Origin of the sequence: Anaerobacillus sp. CMMVII, assembly GCF_025377685.1 — a bacterium.
Classification (GTDB): domain Bacteria; phylum Bacillota; class Bacilli; order Bacillales; family Anaerobacillaceae; genus Anaerobacillus.
Window position 1 is genome coordinate 458,182 of sequence record NZ_JACEHK010000001.1, and the last position, 16,398, is coordinate 474,579.

The window sequence follows — 16,398 nt, forward strand, 5'->3', positions numbered from 1 at the left end:
TTAGTAGAGAGGGAAAAAAGTACTTCTCATTGATTTTATGATGCTATCAAACGAAATATCCAAGCTCGTATGAGAGGCGAGTTTTTTATGAAAAAAACGGTGAAAATTAGAAAAAACCTGTCGTTAGTTTGCGAATTACATGGTTTTTAAGACCTTTTGGAATTGAGGGTAGATGAGATAGCCCAGCAAAACACCAAGAACATTTAGAATGAGATCGTCAATATCTAAGCTCCCTCTTCTAGTCAGAAATTGTAGAATCTCAATCAAGCAAACTGAGAAGATGGCAATAACCAGTAGTTGTTTCAATCTCGATCTGCCTTTGATGTATCCGTAATACAATCCAAAAGGAATAAATAGGCCGATATTTGCGCTTAAATTGTATAGTGCAATTAAATAATCCACTTGTCCTGATAAATAAAAAACAATTGTTTCAAAGGGAATAAGATTGATTGTTCCGTAGTTTTGATTTTGGGGTCTAAAAAACAATAGCACAAAAAGTCCAAACGCATATAGCAAGGTAATAATATGAAGGACTATTGGTGGAATGGTTACGGTCTCTTTTTTGATCCAGCAGACAATAAAGAAAACAAACGTTGTAATACAAAACCATATAACACCGATTACTAGTGTATGTAAGTACTTTGTTATTTCAAGCCATACGGGTAAGAACAGGAAAAAGACAATTTGAGAATAGACGAAACTTAGTGTTACTGTATTTTTCATTTTTCTGCGCCACTCCGTTCAACGATAATGGATAACCTTTAGGTTATTATAACAGAGAAACACCTCACGTAAATGAACTGCAATCCTAAACAATAATGGGGTGCAGTTCATTCTGAAGTGAGGTGTTTCTCTAAAAAACCTGGAGTTTCTTTAATTGCTTATTGTACCAATAACAAAGTCCACCAGCTATGAGATATGAAACAAATGTCCAATAAATGTTCCAACCGTTTTGATATCGAACTCGTTTGAGTTTTACTGAGACTAGTTCAAATAAAGTAAGTATGAAACTAAAAATGGCAATGACTAGTACACTATTTAGGTTCCTCTTACGTAAAAAATAGGTCAGGTACCCTGCTGAGATAGGGTAAACGCCTAAATGTACAGGAATTGATGAGACTAATTTTGTTTTATAAATCGGTTTGGTCCTCCAGAACTTTGCTTGACCAATGACATCAAAAGTAAAAGCAACAACAGAAGCGAATGGACCTATGAGTAAGAGCGATTTTTTATCTTTGTCGTATAACTTCAATCCAAAGATCCAAGGAATTATAAACCCAAAGAGAATATTTAAGAACATTAAGCATCAACCTCCATTCCTATTATTTGGTATATAAAAGTATTTATACGAGTGATTTCATAACTACATGAATAGCTAAAATGAAAAAAATATGAAATTGGTGCAAAACAAAAAGGCACAGATTTTCTGTACCTTCTAACAGATTTTATACCCCATGGGGATGCTCGTTTTGTTTTGTTATTTAAGATATGAGCTTCAAACTGATCGCTGCCCCTAGCACCATACCGATAAATACGATTCGTTTCCAGTCCTTAGGCTCATTGTATAAAATCATTCCTAAGATCGCTCCCCCTGACGCACCAATTCCCGTCCAGATCGCATAGGCGGTACCCATTGGTAATGTTTTCATAGCATGAGCAAGAAATAGAAAGCTTGCTCCAAAACCTATCAGTAAGAGAAGGAAAGACTGCCAATTTTTGTCTCTATGTAGCTTGTTGATCATTAATACACCAAACATCTCAAATATTCCTGCAATAATCAAAGAACCCCAAGCCATTATGCATCAGCTCCTTCTTTAACATCTTCTTTTGTCACTAGCTTCAAACCAATGACACCGGATAATAAAATGAGAATGAGCAATATTTTTTCAACTTTAAATGGTTCACCAAAAAACATAATATCCGAAAAAACGGTCCCGGCAGTCCCAAGGCCTACAAAAACAGCATAAACGGTTCCAACCGGTAGCTTTCTGGCTGCCATGATCATTAAATAAAAGCTGACTATGATTGAAATAACCGTCACACTCCAACTCCAAAAACCAGTGGCATACTTTAAGCCGATGACCCAAAAGACCTCAAAAAAAGCAGCAATGAATACTTTAAGCCAATCTCTATTCATTAAAAAAACCCCCTAATGATATTCTTATCAAAAAATACAAAAAAAACGAGAGACCTGTAAAAGATCTCCCGGGCTTTTTTCCCTCCGTGCCACAGCTAAGCTGTGGGTTTTCTCTCGGACCAGACCAATAGTATATTGCGGAACCCTAGAAAACCTTTCATTAGAATTATACAAGAAGGAAGGACAAAGCGAAAGAGTGTGGACACTATGCGAGACTGGGTGTTACTTATTTTAGGGGGAGGGCTTATAGATCGATTCTACGTGACTGGATATCACATATTTTAGGGGGGTGGCTCGTAAGACGATTTTGTGAGACTGAATTTTACATATTTTAGGAAGTTCCGGCGCGTAAAACGATTTTGCAAGACTAGATTTTACATATTTTAGGAGGTTTTGGCACATAAAACGATTTTGTGAGACTGAATTTTACATATTTTAGGAAGTTCCGGCGCGTAAAACGATTTTGCAAGACTAGATTTTACATATTTTAGGAGGCTTTGGCACATAAAACGATTTTGTGAGACTAAATTTTACATATTTTAGGGAGTTGTGGCACATAAAATGATTTTGCAAGACTAGATTTTACATATTTTAGGAGGTTTCGGCACATAAAACGATTTTGCGAGACTGAATTTTACATATTTTAGGAAGTTCCGGCGCGTAAAACGATTTTGCAAGACTAGATTTTACATATTTTAGGAGGTTTTGGCACATAAAACGATTTTGTGAGACTGGATTTTACATATTTTAGGAAGTTGCGGCACATAAAACGATTTTGTGAGACTGGATTTTACATATTTGGGGAGATTGCGGCACATAGGACCGTTCTACGTGACTGAATTTTATATTTTTCAGGAGGTTGCGGTCCGTAGGAACTTATAAATGTAAATTTCTATAGGCAAAAAGGCTGACTATACCAAAGTCAGCCTCTTTCTTATTGTCCTTGCCCTAATGAATATCCTAACTCGCCGTTAAAGCGGTAGAGGTTTTCGATTTTAATGAAATCTAAGCCTGCTTGTTGAACACGGCTTAAAAGTTTCAAGATATCCTCGTTTGTGATTGATTTTTGCTCGGGATTGATTTGAAAGCGGCAGCGCCAGTGGTCGGTAGTGAAGGTTTCTGGGAAACCACCTGGATATACTTTAACGCCGCGATTTGTAATGACAGCGAGAGAAAACTCCGGTCCAGCTACTGCTTCTAGTTTTTCCCCGATCTCATCGGAAACAAGTTCGTTGTTAAATAAGAATACATCAACACCATCTAGTTCGCGAACGACTTCTGCTTTAGGTCGATCTTTCACTAATGGAGCAAGTTTAAATCGATCCTCGTCTGCTGAAGCTTCCACTTTTTATATTCGACTGGGTTAAATGTTGATGGAAGCTGCCCTAGTCTTGCGATGACAGCATCGGCAAATTCTTTTGTACCGACAGCAAAGCGACCTTTGGCAATATCTCCTGTAAAGACCTCGTCTTCAATAGTCTTCAACCAGGCGTTATGTATTCGTGCCGCCACATCTGTTTGACCTATATGCACTAACATCATAATTGCACCGTGTATTAACCCAGACGGATTTGCGATTCCTTTGCCGGCTATATCTGGTGCACTCCCGTGAATTGCCTCGAACATCGCTACCTGATCACCGATGTTTGCTGATCCAGCAAGTCCAACACTACCAGTAACTTGTGCTGCAACATCTGAAGCAATGTCTCCATATAAATTTGGAATTACAATGACATCAAATTCTTGTGGCGTATCAGCGATTTTGGCCATACCGATGTCTATAATCCAATGCTCGGTTTCAATGTCGGGGTATTCAACAGCAATCTCGCGGAATACTTTATGAAAAAGACCATCAGTTAATTTCATAATGTTATCTTTGGTAAAGCAGGTAACTTTTTTACGATTATTTTTACGGGCATATTCAAACGCATAACGGACGATTTTTTCTGTGCCAGGACGGGTTATTAGCTTTAAGCATTGGACAACCTCTGGTGTTTGCTGATGCTCAATGCCAGCATATAGATCTTCTTCGTTTTCACGAATGATGACCATATTCATGTCTGGATGTTTGGTTTGTACGAATGGGGCATAGGATACATTAGGTCGTACATTTGCATATAGGCCTAGCGTTTTACGGATCGTTACATTTAAGCTTTTATATCCACCACCCTGTGGTGTGGTAATCGGGCTTTTTAAGAAAACCTTTGTACGTCTCAGGGACTCCCAAGCGTCATCTGAAATTCCTGATGTTTGTCCACTTAAGTATACTTTCTCACCAATATCAATAAACTCAGGTTCGATCATTGCCCCAGCATGGTCTAAAATTCTTAGCGTAGCATCCATAATCTCCGGGCCAATTCCATCTCCACGAGCAACGGTAATCGCGCGTTTTTCTGTCATAACGATCTCCCTTTCATAGTTAGTTTACAAACTAAGTTGTATTTTACCATATTTTAACTTAATAACGCTATTAAGGTGATTTACCTCGCAAAAAAACCTCCAGCCAATGGAGGTCAGCATGTAGTATTTATTCTTCCCGTTTTCCCATCATTCCATAAAAGAAGATGTTTGTAATGTCCTCAGTCAACGGCAGGACTTTTTGATAGACCTCTTCCTTTTGCATATAATCCTTTAACATGTTGATGTAAAAGAGGATGGCTTCATTTGAAAGGTTTGGGTCAATATAGCCTTTTTCCTTACCCTCTAGGAATAACTGGTTAAAATAAGGAATCGCCTTCTCGGCATAGATCTTTTCAATGTAGTTACCTTCAGAATATTCCTTCATCAAGTATTGATAAAATTCTTCGTTGATTTGAGTAGCCACTTCTTTTTTATTAAAAATAAGTTTCTGTATCTTTTCGGGAAAAGTGATATTTGCATGAATAACCTTTTCAAAATCCTCAACAGCTTTATCTACATAATAGATGAAAATTTCATGAATTAGATTATGTTTGCTTTCAAAATAATTATAGATCGTCACCTGCGATACCTTTGCTTCTTTGGCAATTTCGGCAATAGAGACTTTTTGGACGCCGTGCTTCATAAAAAGATCTAAAGCGGCCTCAAGGATATTTCGTTTCTTTTGTTCACGTCGTCGTTGGAAACCGTCCATGTTTTTCACCTCACTCTTAGTGTAATAAAAATTATGTAATAAAACAATGAAAAGAGTTCATAAACTATTGTCAGGAGTATTGTTTTTGTATATTATGAACTATATAAGTAAAAATATTTCATTTTTTTAAAAGGCTGTTTTTGTAAACTTTGTTTCTTTTAGGTCGTCTTTTGAGAATATATAAGCTTTTTGGGACAAATATATTTGTCCGAATGGCTTTTTATTCTCAAAAGCTTCACGCAAAGCGTGAAGAACCAAGCATTCGCTTGGTTACGACAACAATCTTTTAGAAAAGAGCGTTTAAAAAAGATCCTATAGAGGAGGATTTACGATGACCATATTAAAAACAGTCAATGTCTCAAAACGGTTTGGTAAGTTCGCAGCATTAGATGGTGTAAACATGGAAGTGAAGAGTGGCGAAGTATTTGGTTTTATCGGTCCAAATGGGGCGGGGAAATCAACAACGATTCGAATTTTACTCGGCATCTTAAAAGCGAGCGAAGGAGATGCAACGATTTTTGGTATGGATGCTTGGAAAAATGCAGTTGAAATTCACAAGCGATTATCGTATGTACCAGGAGATGTGAACCTCTGGCCCAATTTAACTGGTGGTGAAGTAATTGACTTATTTATGATGATGCGTGGGTCATCGAACCAAAAACGTCGTGAGGAGTTAATTGAAAAATTTGATTTAGATCCTTCAAAAAAATGTCGCACCTACTCAAAAGGAAACCGACAAAAGGTAGCTTTAGTGGCTGCATTTTCATCCGATGCCGATTTATTTATCTTAGATGAGCCGACATCTGGGCTTGATCCACTCATGGAAAAGGTGTTCCAGGATTGTATCATCGATGCGAAACGGGCCGGGAAAAGTGTCCTGCTCTCAAGTCATATTCTATCTGAGGTCGAACGGTTATGTGACAGGGTCGGAATTATTCGCCAAGGGAAGATCATTGAAACGGGAACACTTCAAGAGCTACGTCACTTAACAAGAACGAATTTGTTGGTGGAGACGAAGCAACCTGTGACCGCTTTACATGAGTTAAAAGGGGTGCATGATCTAACGACGAAAGACCAAGCCTTATCCTTCCAAGTCGATCCAGAGGAATTGGATGCGGTCATGAAGTACGTAAGTCAGTTCGGCTTACTCAGATTAGAAAGCTCACCACCGAAGTTAGAGGATTTATTTATGCGCCACTACGAAACAGATACAGGAGCGGGAGGTGCATCCTAATGTGGAAGCAGCTGTACAATCAGACAGGGAGACTGTCAAGATTTATTGTCAGGCGTGATCGCATCCGTCTTCCAATTTGGTTATTTTCAATAACAGCCATTACGCTCCTGACGGCCAATGCCTTTACGGGATTATACCAAAGTGACTTAGAACGTCAGGCAATTGCTGAAACTATGAAAAATCCGGCGATGACAGCAATGGTTGGTCCTGGGTTTGGATTAGATAATTATACATTCGGAGCAATGATGGCTCATCAAATGCTGTTATTTACTGCAATCGCAGTTGCAATCATGAGTATTTTATTAGTTACTCGCCATACACGTGCCGATGAGGAAGAAGGACGAATTGAATTAATTCGTTCGTTTCCAGTTGGAAGGCTGTCTAACTTAAGTGCCACTGTGCTTGTCCTGTTTGGTGCCAATCTGCTATTAGCATTGCTAGTTGGTTTTGGACTGTTTGCTTTAGGCATTGAAAGTTTCGACTTAAATGGCTCGCTTCTTTACGGAGCAGGGTTAGGCGCAACGGGGATGTTCTTTACAGCTATTACTGCTTTGTTTGCCCAAGCATCAGGAAATACCCGCGGCACGATTGGGTTTTCTTTTGCAATTTTGTTAGGGCGTACCTCGTTCGAGCAGTTGGAGATGTCAGTAATGAGCTCCTTTCCTGGTTTTCACCGCTAGGTTGGATTTTAGGAACAGAAGTGTATGTCAATAACTACTGGTGGCCAATTCTTCTAACGGTTGTGGCTTCAGTTGTAGTGGTAGCGATCGCCTTGTACTTAAATGCAATTCGTGATTTAGGTGCGGGATTGCTCCCGGCAAAGCCAGGTAAAAAACACGCGTCACGTTTTTTGAAAAGCACGATTGGACTACCATTTAGACTACAACGAACAGGAATTATTGCGTGGGCGATTGGGATGTTCATATTAGGAACGTCCTATGGCTCGGTGTTAGGTGACTTAGAAGCCTTTTTAGAAAGCTCTGAAATGATGCGAGAAATGTTACAAGCTACTGAAGGGCTTACGCTAACGGAACAATATTTAACGATGCTAATGTCCGTGATATCAATGATTTGTACGATCCCTGCCCTAATGCTGATCTCAAAGCTTAGAGGCGAGGAGAAGCGAAATCACCTTGAACATATTCTAGCTCGTGCAGTTTCACGCACAAGGTTAATGGCGAGTTACGTATTCCTATCTGTGTTTTTGGATTTATCATGCTATTTTTAGCTGTTATTGGCTTGTGGTCGGCAGCGGCCGCTGTGATGGATGATCCAATTTCTTTCACAACGATCTTTCAGGCAGCGATGGCTTATTTACCAGCTATGTGGATTTTGATTGGTGTAGCGGTGGTGCTCATTGGTTTTTATCCAACGATGACAAGCTTCACATGGCTATACCTAGGCTATTCCTTCTTTATTGTTTATTTAGGAGGCTTGCTGCAATTCCCAGAATGGCTTGGAAAACTTTCACCATTTGGGCAAACCCCTAAGCTTCCAGTTGAAGATTTAGACGTATTTAAGATTTCGGTGCTGACAGGTGTGGCTGTCGTTCTGATCGTCATTGGCTTCATCGGCTTTAAAAAACGGGATCTAACCCTGTAAATAGTTCAGTCTTAGAAAGTTCACTTTCTCTTATCAAGTACAGGTAGAGTAAATCAAATTTACATCCCTAATGGTGAAAGTGACCTTTCATTGGGATCTAACCATATAGAAATAATGTAAACGGTCATCACGTTGAGATGACCGTTTTGTCTTTAAAAACTAACATAAAAAACTAGCTCTCCCTGAATGGAAGAGCCAGTATATTCAGACTTATCCTAACGGAAAATTAGGTTGTGGTTAAGTCTGAGGAGGTATAAAAAGCTTAATAAGTTTAAACGCATTTGATGAAGCATTCGCATCACATTTGGAAAGAGTGCCTTAACCAGAAACGTTATGATTATTAGCATTTGTCTCGCCTCCTTAAGATAAGTTTTTACACTTGGTAGGATAATTATTAGGAGTTTTTATGATAAGCTAGTTTTTCTTTATCAGTAGTGCCAGGTGGTTGTTCAAGCCAATTATTCTCAATCATAATATTTGCGCCAGTTTTCGCATATTGACCAATTTCTATGGAGAGTCGTTCGTAATTTAGAACGATATCACTTCGTTGGCTTGCCGAGGCTGCTAACGCGTAATTTCCAGTCCCCGTAGCACTCAATAACGACATATGGAACATCATTAGTTTATCTGAGAAAGGCGGTATCGTTGAATCGGTTATACAGACGTCAGAGCTAATAGGTGATGGAATATGATTATCAAGGAGTGTTCCTGAAAAAACCTTAACATGTTTTTGAGATATCTCACTACCTCTTATCATAAATTCCTGGACGGCTTTAAGGGGAGAGGTTTGTGCAAAGCTTAAGGCAAGTTTCATCCCGATTAAATTTGTTTGGATGTTCATAAATAAATGAGAAATTTCGATAGAGTTTAGTGGTCGTTGTTTGTTTAAAAAACTAAATCCACTAAAATAATTTTTCTTGTCGATAAAATCAATCTTTTGCGGAACTGGAATATAAGGAGAACGGACGTATACCCCTTTCTCAAGTGCAATCTTTGTCCCTTGATTATACAATTTAGTTGTTTCTACAAGCGCCGAAGTATAGAAATCAATGAGATCCTCTCGTGCACTCATTGATAAAAATCCACTATTTCCTAGCATGCCGACCTTTGCCATGTGGTTAATATAGGTCAAACAGAATGTATCTGTATAAAGACTTGGAGCATTTGGATTGAGATCACTTTCAGTAAAACCAGTGGGAATCGCATAGTTTTCTGCTTGAAACAGTAGTGTCAACTTTTCTAAATGAGCCTTTGTTAGGGTAAGTGCTTGTTCAATGACAGGATAAATATCTTCATCATGAACATGCTTGATCATAAAGCTTAATACGCATTTTGACATACTATCATTCATATAAGAGGTCCATAACGAACCAATTTCAGAAGAAGTAAGGGATATATTTTCTTTAGGCATGTTGAAAACCTCCGCAGAATAGTGTTCTTAGGAATAGTTTTAGATAGAAACTACTTTTTATTCAAGGACACTTCCGTAAACGATATGGTTTTATGCTAATATGTTACGTTTACAACCTTCAAATATTAGCTTAGATATATCTTGTTATTACTGCTTATATAAGCAAAATTTTCCCTTATTCAAAGTGCATTGAAATTCAATTTAAAACCGAACTGTAGTTGCGAATGGTTTTTACGTGAAATTCCTTAAGGTCTTTAATTTTTCATGCTTCGTTAAAAAACCTTTCTTACTTTGGTCATAATTTGATCACATTTTTCCTGTAAATTGTAATTAGATCCAAAAGCGATCAAATTTCTGACATACGAGAGGGGTATTTTAAAATGAAAAAGAAACTTTTATTAGTGTTATCAAGTATATTATTATCAATCGTTTTACTAGTAGGTTGTACGGATGGCGAACCAGGTTTGAGGATGAGCAACCAACAGAAAACTTTGATCCAACTGAAGCTGATGTAGAGTTTAACGAAGATGAAGAATTTGATGAAACAGAAGAAGATGAAGAGACTACTAACTAGGTAGTATCATAAAGAAAACACTAGGAGGCTTCCTAGTGTTTTTTTCTCTTAAAAATTGGAGAATGTAGAAGGTTAAAAGAGTGTTGATCGGAATAAAAAATAGTAATACAAAAATACCTAAACTCCCAAACAACCCAGAAGTCTGTTATGAAAGGTTTGGACATCAAATATAAAAAGGAGGACTATTACGATTGATAAAAAAGGAGTATTGGTGAAAAAAGCAACAAATAAAGCAAACCACTTGTTATTGTTCTTTTTATTAATCAATAGGCTGACCGTAGTAGAAACGAGCAGAGAAAATACGATTAAACCTAATAGTAAAATATTCAGTAAAATCAATCCGTCTTTACCTACCCATGTAATATCCGGTACCGAAAAACTCTTCTTGATTTTCATCAAGAACATAGAAGGCACCCTTTATTTCATCAAGTCCTACGACAATATACGAATTTTTATAGTCAGTCCGATCGTCTGTTTTTTTAATTGTTATCACCGTATCTTTACTTGATGATTGCACCTCAACTAAATCTAGTCGTGTTCCTGGCTTTCCTAGAGAAATAACTACCGCTTTTTTACCTTCTGAAATCGTGAACACTTTATAGCCCTTATACATAACTCTTTCAGTTTGTAATTCGTTCACATAGCTTTCGATCTCAGATAACTCCCCTAAGCGATGGTCCTCTAAAACCCAAGAGTTGTTTCCACACGCTGTAAGGAAAACCAAAGCAAGTAGTAATAAGAAACTTAATTTTTTCATAGTATTCAACTCCTTTAGCATTCTTTTTTACCTTAACATAAAATTCAAATATTTAGCTTTTTTATTTTAGTGAACTTCATAATTACCTTAATCGAGCTATCATCTATAATTAGTTGCGAAAATAATGAATTAGAAAATCATCAAAAAAATTGTTAATAGTTCCTTTAAAAATGTTCTTATTACGGTCATAGTTTGATCATAATTTTCTTCTATAGTTAAACCTAAGCAGCATAGAGCCAGCATACTTAGAGCAAAAAATGAGGAGGAAAAAATGATGAACATAAATCCAAAGCATGGAACAGAAAAAAACACGAGAACACCAATCGTAAAAAAAATGTTACCAGCCTTATTGTCAACGACACTAATAGTTGGAAGCTTAGTAGCTGGTGGATATTCAGCTTCTGCCAATGGTTTGCCTCTTGGAAAAACAGATGTAACTCAATCGCTTGAATCCTCAATGAAACATGGTTCACCTGATACACATTCGGGAGGACTAAAAGCAACGCAGGCAATCTCTACTGGTACTGAGACGGCAGTTTCTGCAGACGTAAAAATCAGCGAACAGCCTTGGCTTATGGCCAAATTCCATAGTTTCATAGGTTTATTTACACTGCTTGTTAATAAAGTAGTAACAACAGAAATCGAAGCAGAAAAGAAAGTAACAGCTGATGCGGATACGACATATAGTGAACAAAAGTCAGAAACGACTACTGAAAAAGTAGAGAAAGAAAACAAAGCGCAAACTAAACAAACAAGCGGAAGTATCAAGCTCCAAAATGAAGCTTCGGCAAACATACAAACTGGAACCACCAAACAGAGCGAGTACTACAAGAGACGGTTGAAAATACGAAGGACGTAACCTTACCAATCCTTGAAAAGACAACAGAATATCGTCCTTTAAGTAATCTTGAGGCTGAGCTCACTCTAAGTGTCAAACAAGAAAATTCAACACGGTAAGAGGAAACAGTAGAGATAAAGATCCTCTCCCGTTTTATATAGATTTCCTTCCTGATTTACAACAGCCCATTTGCATGTAGAACCCAGATTAAGGGTTCTTTTTTTTGTTTTTTTTTACTAGGCTGTTTTCACAAAGTTTGTTGCTTTCGTAAAAATCCCAAAAGCCGGATTTTTACACAAAATACTAAGAATTCACCACTAATTTAGTAAGTATTGCTCTTTTCTTACTTTTTATTGGTGATATCTTCATCTAAGGTATTTTTCCGATTATTTTAGAGTAAAAAAGCAACAAGTTTTTTTGTGTGACGAGTAACCGCAAGAGCAATGTTTACGAAAAGAGCCTTTTACTAAAAAAACAATGATTATAGTAGAAACTTTTTTGTCCCCCCTAAAAATGAAGTTCCCACCGTAAAGATATAATAGGTATTATTTTTTTGCGAAATTGTTGGGAGGAGTGAAAATCATGCAACGGTATAAGGCCTTAGTAATTGATGATGATTCCAATGTTCGTGAGATTATCCGAATTTACTTTAAGCAGCAACAAATCGACTTAGTGGAGGCCGATAACGGGCTGGTCGCACTTGATTTAGTTGAAAAGGAATTACCCGATATTATTCTTTTAGATGTGATGATGCCCCAAATGGATGGGTTTGAGGTCTGTCGTGAACTTCGAAAGAAATTCGATATCCCGATTATTATGTTAACAGCTAAGACAGAAGAGTTTGACCGTGTCCTAGGCTTAGAGCTAGGTGCGGATGATTATGTTAGCAAACCGTTTAGTCCGAGGGAATTAGTTGCTCGGATCAAAGCTATTTTTCGCCGAATGCAACCTAAAGAACAACCTAACAGTGAGAATCAGGCTCTCAAATTTGAGGATCTTATTATTAATATTGATCGTCGTGAAGTACTTGTTAATGGTGAAAAAGTGACGCTTCGGCCGAAGGAATTTGATCTATTAGTTCATCTGGCCAAATCTACAGGCAATGTATTTACAAGAGAACAGCTCCTTGAGCAAGTGTGGGGCTATGACTTTATTGGAGATATCCGAACTGTCGATGTTCATATAAAGAAGCTACGACAAAAGCTCCAACTTTTACAAAAAGAATGCCTACAAACCGTCTGGGGAGTCGGCTATAAATTTGAGGTTGAAGCCTAATGCTAGGCATGAAAAAAAGTATCTTCCGCCGTCTCATCCTAAGCTATATGTTTACGATTGTTCTGGGGATTGGGATTGTCGGAATCCTGATGTTCTACTTTGGTAATAATTATATTTATAGTGCCAAGCAGGAGGAGCTACTCCGTCAAAGCAGGACTGTAAATTCAAATATTCAAGATACGAGATGGATTAATGAAGAAAAGCAAGAAATCTTAGAGTTCTTAAATCAGACGTTTGGCTCACAAATTTGGATTTTTAACGAAAAGGGTGAGATCATTGCCACCTCGACACAGGATGAGGTGTCGATTGGAAAATCTGTGGCAGTATCAATCGTTGAAAAAACACTTCAAGGCGAGAATGTTGTCAGTCGCCTAAAATTCGAGGGATTATCGGAGCCGATGTTGTCTGTTGTGGTTCCCTGGGGCAAGCAGGATAATGTTTATGGTGGAATTGTTCTGCATTCACCGCTACGAGGCTTAAACGATATTGTCGGGAAAATCAGGGAGACTATCCTGTGGGCAACCTTGTTTGGGATTTTATTTTCGACAGCTATGGTTTCGTACCATTCCTGGACAATTTCCCGTCCCTTGCAAAAAATTGATCGTGCCACCTCTAGGATGGCAATGGGAGATTTTCGAGAACGGATCGAGATTAAATCTGAAGATGAAATTGGGGATCTCGCCAATACGATTAATATGATGGCTGAAAAGCTAGAAAAAATTGAGGTCGAACGCCACCGACTTGATAATATCCGAAGTGATTTTTTGGCGAATATCTCACATGAATTACGAACCCCTTTAACAACCATGCAGGGGTTTTTAGAGGCCCTTCAGGATGGTCTTATAGAGGACGAAGGCAGGAAAAGGTATTATGATGTGATGTACGATGAAACGATTCATATGAACCGTCTCGTCGATGATCTATTAGATTTAATTAAGCTAGAAAATAATGAAATTACCCTATCAAAGTATCATGTTGATACGAAATCGATTCTTGAAAAACAAAAGTTTAAGTTTGAAAGAGAGGCTGCTGAAAAAGGTGTTGCGTTAACTCTAACCTTAGGGGAATCACTACCAAATGCGTATACTGATCCTGTACGATTTGAACAAATTATTAATAATATTTTGAAGAACGCAGTCAAGTTTACTGAAACAGGTGAAATATCAATAACAGCAGAAAAAGATGGCCCGTTCTTACTACTGGTAATTACTGATACAGGAATTGGTATTTCAGAAGTAGATCAAGAATTCATCTGGGAACGCTTCTATAAAGTCGATCGTGGCCGTTCTAAACAAAATAAAGGAACCGGTCTAGGGCTGGCGATTGTAAAAAAATTAGTTGAATTACACGACGGGAAAATCACCGTCCAAAGCCAAATTGGCCAGGGCACTACATTTAAAATCTGGATGCCATCAGAAGAAAAACTTAAATAGAAATATATTCTAATAATTATTCTACAAGGCTCTTTTCGTCAACTAGGGTTGCTGCTTGGTTCGTATAATTCCTGTATGTCTTAGCATAGATGTTACAGGTATAGACGAACTAGTCGTAAAACAAAAATCGATGCGAGAACAGCCTTATTCAAGACTAGAGAACAGAAACTTCTATTTGATCCTAAATATCTTACACTTATCAAAGGGAGTTGTGTATTATGACATTAAAACAATTTGTATTAGAAACTATCAATAAAATTCATGATTTCGATGCGAAAAATAGAAAAAGTATCAAGAAGCTAATTAGATTAGCAATTGAAGATCTTCAATTCAGAACCGTTGCAAAAGTAGAGGGGAGTCGAGGTGTTTGAGGTCTTATACTTAGCATCAGGCGTAGAAGAGAAGCTGCTTGCAAAAATCACTGAGTTCGCGATAGGTAACGAAGAAGAGGCAAGTATTGATTCCGTCTATGACGGCTATGTAGTTCGTAATTATTAGATTGATAGAGTTACTCAAAAAAACCTGAGCGCATTGTGCCCTCAGGTTCTTTGCTTTTATTCAAGCTAGAAACTCGACTTTGAACTATCGCTCTGAATACGGACTGTTTTACCGTACCAATTGTCCATTAATGTATTCTTTACAATAGTGTATAACACACAGTATAATGAGAATAGGAGTTGATACCATGAGCGATGTTAATGAAATAGTTGAAAAAATGCTACAGGAATTACGGCGTGGAACAATTTCAATTGGTGTGCTGAGTTTGCTTACCAAGCCTCAGTATGGCTATTCACTTGTTACAATGCTTGCTGATAAGGGCATTCAGGTTGAAGCAGGGACGTTGTATCCACTGTTAAGACGACTAGAGAAGCAAGGGTTATTGGAAAGTGAATGGGATACAAATGAAGCTAGACCGCGCAAATACTATTTGCTTAGTCCAATAGGTAAAGAGGTGTACCAACGCATATGCATCGAGTGGAGAGCAATTGTTAAGAGTTTAGACGGCTTATTAAATGATGAGGGAGGGGTACGTAATGGAGTTGATTAATCGCTATATTTATGCTGTAACCGAACGACTTCCAGAAGCGCAGCGAGCGGATATCGCTAAAGAGCTAAGGGGCTTAATTGAAGATATGCTAGAGGAGCGAGTCGGTGGGGGTGACCCTGCAAAAGGTGATATTGAAGAGGTTCTACTTGAACTCGGTGATCCTGTTTCCTTTGCAGATAAATACCGTGGTACAAAAAGATATTTAATAGGACCGGATTTATTTACTCCTTATTACACAATTTTAAAGATTGTCCTGTTTGCTATAGCAGTAGCGATGAGTGTTGTGTTAGTGATTGAAGTCATCTTTGAACCAACCACTGTTCCAACGCATATATTCAGTTTGTTACCTCGCTCATTAATGCTAGTGCGATGGCTTTTGCCTGGGTCACAGCCGGATTTGCCATTGCAGAATATAAGGGAGTTATTCCAAAAGATCTATCGAATGAACTTGATGACTGGAAGCCTTCTGAGCTTCCGCCAGTTCCTGAACAGCAAAAGCAAATAAAGCGCGGGGAAGTTATAGCGGGTATCGTTTTTACGGTTATCGCGCTAGGGTTTGTCTCCATTTCCAGCCACCTAATTGGGATTCCGATTGTATTGAACAATGAATTTGTGACAATTATTCCGATTTTTAACCGTGAGGCTTTTGTAAGCATACTTCCACTTATTTACCTATTTTTTGGAATTGGTCTTCTCAAGGAATGCTTGAAACTAATCTCTGGCCAGTGGACAAATAAATTAGCCTTCTCGACTCTTATACTCAATGCCATCACAATAGGATTAGTCTTCATTGTTTTTAAAAATGATGCGATTTGGAATCCGAACTTTATGGCTGAAATGAGTCGTCTAACTGGAGTTCAAGGGGAAGCATATCTGACCATCGATCAAATTTGGCAACGTACAACTTTATCGATCTATATTCTTTTTACGATAATTTTGATAGCTGATACAATTACTGCTTTTTATAAGTCCTATAA

18 protein-coding genes, 1 pseudogene and 1 riboswitch are annotated in these 16,398 nt (G+C 37.9%); of the genes and pseudogenes, 10 read left to right on the top strand and 9 right to left on the bottom strand.

Annotation, left to right across the window (positions count from 1 at the left end; translation table 11 throughout):
• Positions 1-135 precede the first annotated feature (135 nt).
• The 7 genes from H1D32_RS02500 to H1D32_RS02530 form a co-directional block, all read right to left on the bottom strand.
• On the bottom strand, positions 136-723 hold the full coding sequence (locus tag H1D32_RS02500; protein WP_261176580.1) for a VanZ family protein: 588 nt from the start codon (positions 721-723) through the stop codon (positions 136-138).
• 130 nt (positions 724-853) lie between these two features.
• Positions 854-1,300: a CBO0543 family protein gene (locus tag H1D32_RS02505; RefSeq protein WP_261176581.1), complete on the bottom strand. Its 447-nt coding sequence runs from the start codon at positions 1,298-1,300 to the stop codon at positions 854-856.
• 181 nt (positions 1,301-1,481) lie between these two features.
• Positions 1,482-1,796 (bottom strand): DMT family transporter, encoded by a 315-nt coding sequence (locus tag H1D32_RS02510; protein ID WP_261176583.1) that lies wholly within the window; start codon positions 1,794-1,796, stop codon positions 1,482-1,484.
• Positions 1,796-2,137, bottom strand: coding sequence for a DMT family transporter (locus H1D32_RS02515; RefSeq protein ID WP_261176584.1), 342 nt, complete (start codon positions 2,135-2,137; stop codon positions 1,796-1,798). Before H1D32_RS02515 ends, H1D32_RS02510 begins: the two co-directional genes overlap by 1 nt.
• A gap of 63 nt (positions 2,138-2,200) precedes the next feature.
• Positions 2,201-2,297: riboswitch (guanidine-I (ykkC/yxkD leader) on the bottom strand.
• Between the two features lie 774 nt (positions 2,298-3,071).
• On the bottom strand, positions 3,072-3,482 hold the full coding sequence (locus H1D32_RS02520) for a hypothetical protein (RefSeq protein ID WP_261176585.1): 411 nt from the start codon (positions 3,480-3,482) through the stop codon (positions 3,072-3,074).
• Positions 3,437-4,537 carry an NADP-dependent isocitrate dehydrogenase gene (locus tag H1D32_RS02525; protein ID WP_261176586.1) on the bottom strand — a complete coding sequence of 367 codons (1,101 nt, stop codon included), beginning with the start codon at positions 4,535-4,537 and terminating at the stop codon, positions 3,437-3,439. Before H1D32_RS02525 ends, H1D32_RS02520 begins: the two co-directional genes overlap by 46 nt.
• 127 nt (positions 4,538-4,664) lie before the next feature.
• Positions 4,665-5,249: a TetR/AcrR family transcriptional regulator gene (locus H1D32_RS02530; RefSeq protein ID WP_261176587.1), complete on the bottom strand. Its 585-nt coding sequence runs from the start codon at positions 5,247-5,249 to the stop codon at positions 4,665-4,667.
• A 331-nt stretch (positions 5,250-5,580) separates the two neighbouring features.
• Between H1D32_RS02530 and H1D32_RS02535 the strand changes: the two genes are divergently transcribed.
• On the top strand, positions 5,581-6,483 hold the full coding sequence (locus tag H1D32_RS02535) for an ABC transporter ATP-binding protein (protein WP_261176588.1): 903 nt from the start codon (positions 5,581-5,583) through the stop codon (positions 6,481-6,483).
• A pseudogene (locus H1D32_RS02540) lies at positions 6,483-8,085 on the top strand (ABC transporter permease). Before H1D32_RS02535 ends, H1D32_RS02540 begins: the two are co-directional and overlap by 1 nt.
• A gap of 394 nt (positions 8,086-8,479) precedes the next feature.
• On the opposite strand, the gene H1D32_RS02545 reads toward H1D32_RS02540, so the two are convergent.
• A complete protein-coding gene (locus H1D32_RS02545) occupies positions 8,480-9,496 on the bottom strand; it encodes a DUF3231 family protein (protein ID WP_261176589.1) in 1,017 nt (338 codons plus the stop codon).
• 442 nt (positions 9,497-9,938) lie between these two features.
• On the opposite strand from H1D32_RS02545, the gene H1D32_RS02550 reads away from it, so the two are divergent.
• On the top strand, positions 9,939-10,070 hold the full coding sequence (locus H1D32_RS02550; protein WP_261176590.1) for a hypothetical protein: 132 nt from the start codon (positions 9,939-9,941) through the stop codon (positions 10,068-10,070).
• A 346-nt stretch (positions 10,071-10,416) separates the two neighbouring features.
• Here H1D32_RS02550 and H1D32_RS02555 read toward each other — a convergent pair whose 3' ends face one another.
• Positions 10,417-10,827: a hypothetical protein gene (locus H1D32_RS02555; RefSeq protein ID WP_261176591.1), complete on the bottom strand. Its 411-nt coding sequence runs from the start codon at positions 10,825-10,827 to the stop codon at positions 10,417-10,419.
• A gap of 271 nt (positions 10,828-11,098) precedes the next feature.
• Here H1D32_RS02555 and H1D32_RS02560 point away from each other — a divergent pair, with 271 nt between their 5' ends.
• The 7 genes from H1D32_RS02560 (at position 11,099) to H1D32_RS25240 (ending at position 15,926) form a co-directional block, all read left to right on the top strand.
• Positions 11,099-11,686, top strand: a complete 588-nt coding sequence (locus tag H1D32_RS02560; RefSeq protein ID WP_261176592.1) for a hypothetical protein — start codon at positions 11,099-11,101, stop codon at positions 11,684-11,686.
• Positions 11,687-12,247: 561 nt separating this feature from the next.
• Entirely contained in the window at positions 12,248-12,940 is a 693-nt protein-coding gene (locus H1D32_RS02565; protein ID WP_261176593.1) for a response regulator transcription factor, read from the top strand.
• Positions 12,940-14,373, top strand: coding sequence for a sensor histidine kinase (locus H1D32_RS02570; RefSeq protein ID WP_261176594.1), 1,434 nt, complete (start codon positions 12,940-12,942; stop codon positions 14,371-14,373). Before H1D32_RS02565 ends, H1D32_RS02570 begins: the two co-directional genes overlap by 1 nt.
• A gap of 218 nt (positions 14,374-14,591) precedes the next feature.
• Positions 14,592-14,744 carry a DUF6407 family protein gene (locus H1D32_RS02575; protein WP_261176595.1) on the top strand — a complete coding sequence of 51 codons (153 nt, stop codon included), beginning with the start codon at positions 14,592-14,594 and terminating at the stop codon, positions 14,742-14,744.
• Positions 14,737-14,871, top strand: a complete 135-nt coding sequence (locus H1D32_RS02580; RefSeq protein WP_261176596.1) for a DUF6407 family protein — start codon at positions 14,737-14,739, stop codon at positions 14,869-14,871. Before H1D32_RS02575 ends, H1D32_RS02580 begins: the two co-directional genes overlap by 8 nt.
• A 187-nt stretch (positions 14,872-15,058) precedes the next feature.
• Positions 15,059-15,421, top strand: a complete 363-nt coding sequence (locus H1D32_RS02585; protein WP_261176597.1) for a PadR family transcriptional regulator — start codon at positions 15,059-15,061, stop codon at positions 15,419-15,421.
• Positions 15,408-15,926: an HAAS signaling domain-containing protein gene (locus tag H1D32_RS25240; RefSeq protein ID WP_396126128.1), complete on the top strand. Its 519-nt coding sequence runs from the start codon at positions 15,408-15,410 to the stop codon at positions 15,924-15,926. Before H1D32_RS02585 ends, H1D32_RS25240 begins: the two co-directional genes overlap by 14 nt.
• Positions 15,927-16,398: the final 472 nt, after the last annotated feature.

Excerpts from the sequence above, each read along its gene's own strand:
- H1D32_RS02500 (WP_261176580.1), bottom strand. The coding sequence starts at position 723 with ATGAAAAATACAGTAACACTAAGTTTCGTCTATTCTCAAATTGTCTTT.
- H1D32_RS02505 (WP_261176581.1), bottom strand. The coding sequence starts at position 1,300 with ATGTTCTTAAATATTCTCTTTGGGTTTATAATTCCTTGGATCTTTGGA.
- H1D32_RS02510 (WP_261176583.1), bottom strand. The coding sequence starts at position 1,796 with ATGGCTTGGGGTTCTTTGATTATTGCAGGAATATTTGAGATGTTTGGT.
- H1D32_RS02515 (WP_261176584.1), bottom strand. The coding sequence starts at position 2,137 with ATGAATAGAGATTGGCTTAAAGTATTCATTGCTGCTTTTTTTGAGGTC.
- H1D32_RS02525 (WP_261176586.1), bottom strand. The coding sequence starts at position 4,537 with ATGACAGAAAAACGCGCGATTACCGTTGCTCGTGGAGATGGAATTGGC.
- H1D32_RS02530 (WP_261176587.1), bottom strand. The coding sequence starts at position 5,249 with ATGGACGGTTTCCAACGACGACGTGAACAAAAGAAACGAAATATCCTT.
- H1D32_RS02535 (WP_261176588.1), top strand. The coding sequence starts at position 5,581 with ATGACCATATTAAAAACAGTCAATGTCTCAAAACGGTTTGGTAAGTTC.
- H1D32_RS02545 (WP_261176589.1), bottom strand. The coding sequence starts at position 9,496 with ATGCCTAAAGAAAATATATCCCTTACTTCTTCTGAAATTGGTTCGTTA.
- H1D32_RS02555 (WP_261176591.1), bottom strand. The coding sequence starts at position 10,827 with ATGAAAAAATTAAGTTTCTTATTACTACTTGCTTTGGTTTTCCTTACA.
- H1D32_RS02560 (WP_261176592.1), top strand. The coding sequence starts at position 11,099 with ATGATGAACATAAATCCAAAGCATGGAACAGAAAAAAACACGAGAACA.
- H1D32_RS02565 (WP_261176593.1), top strand. The coding sequence starts at position 12,248 with ATGCAACGGTATAAGGCCTTAGTAATTGATGATGATTCCAATGTTCGT.
- H1D32_RS02570 (WP_261176594.1), top strand. The coding sequence starts at position 12,940 with ATGCTAGGCATGAAAAAAAGTATCTTCCGCCGTCTCATCCTAAGCTAT.
- H1D32_RS02575 (WP_261176595.1), top strand. The coding sequence starts at position 14,592 with ATGACATTAAAACAATTTGTATTAGAAACTATCAATAAAATTCATGAT.
- H1D32_RS02585 (WP_261176597.1), top strand. The coding sequence starts at position 15,059 with ATGAGCGATGTTAATGAAATAGTTGAAAAAATGCTACAGGAATTACGG.
- H1D32_RS25240 (WP_396126128.1), top strand. The coding sequence starts at position 15,408 with ATGGAGTTGATTAATCGCTATATTTATGCTGTAACCGAACGACTTCCA.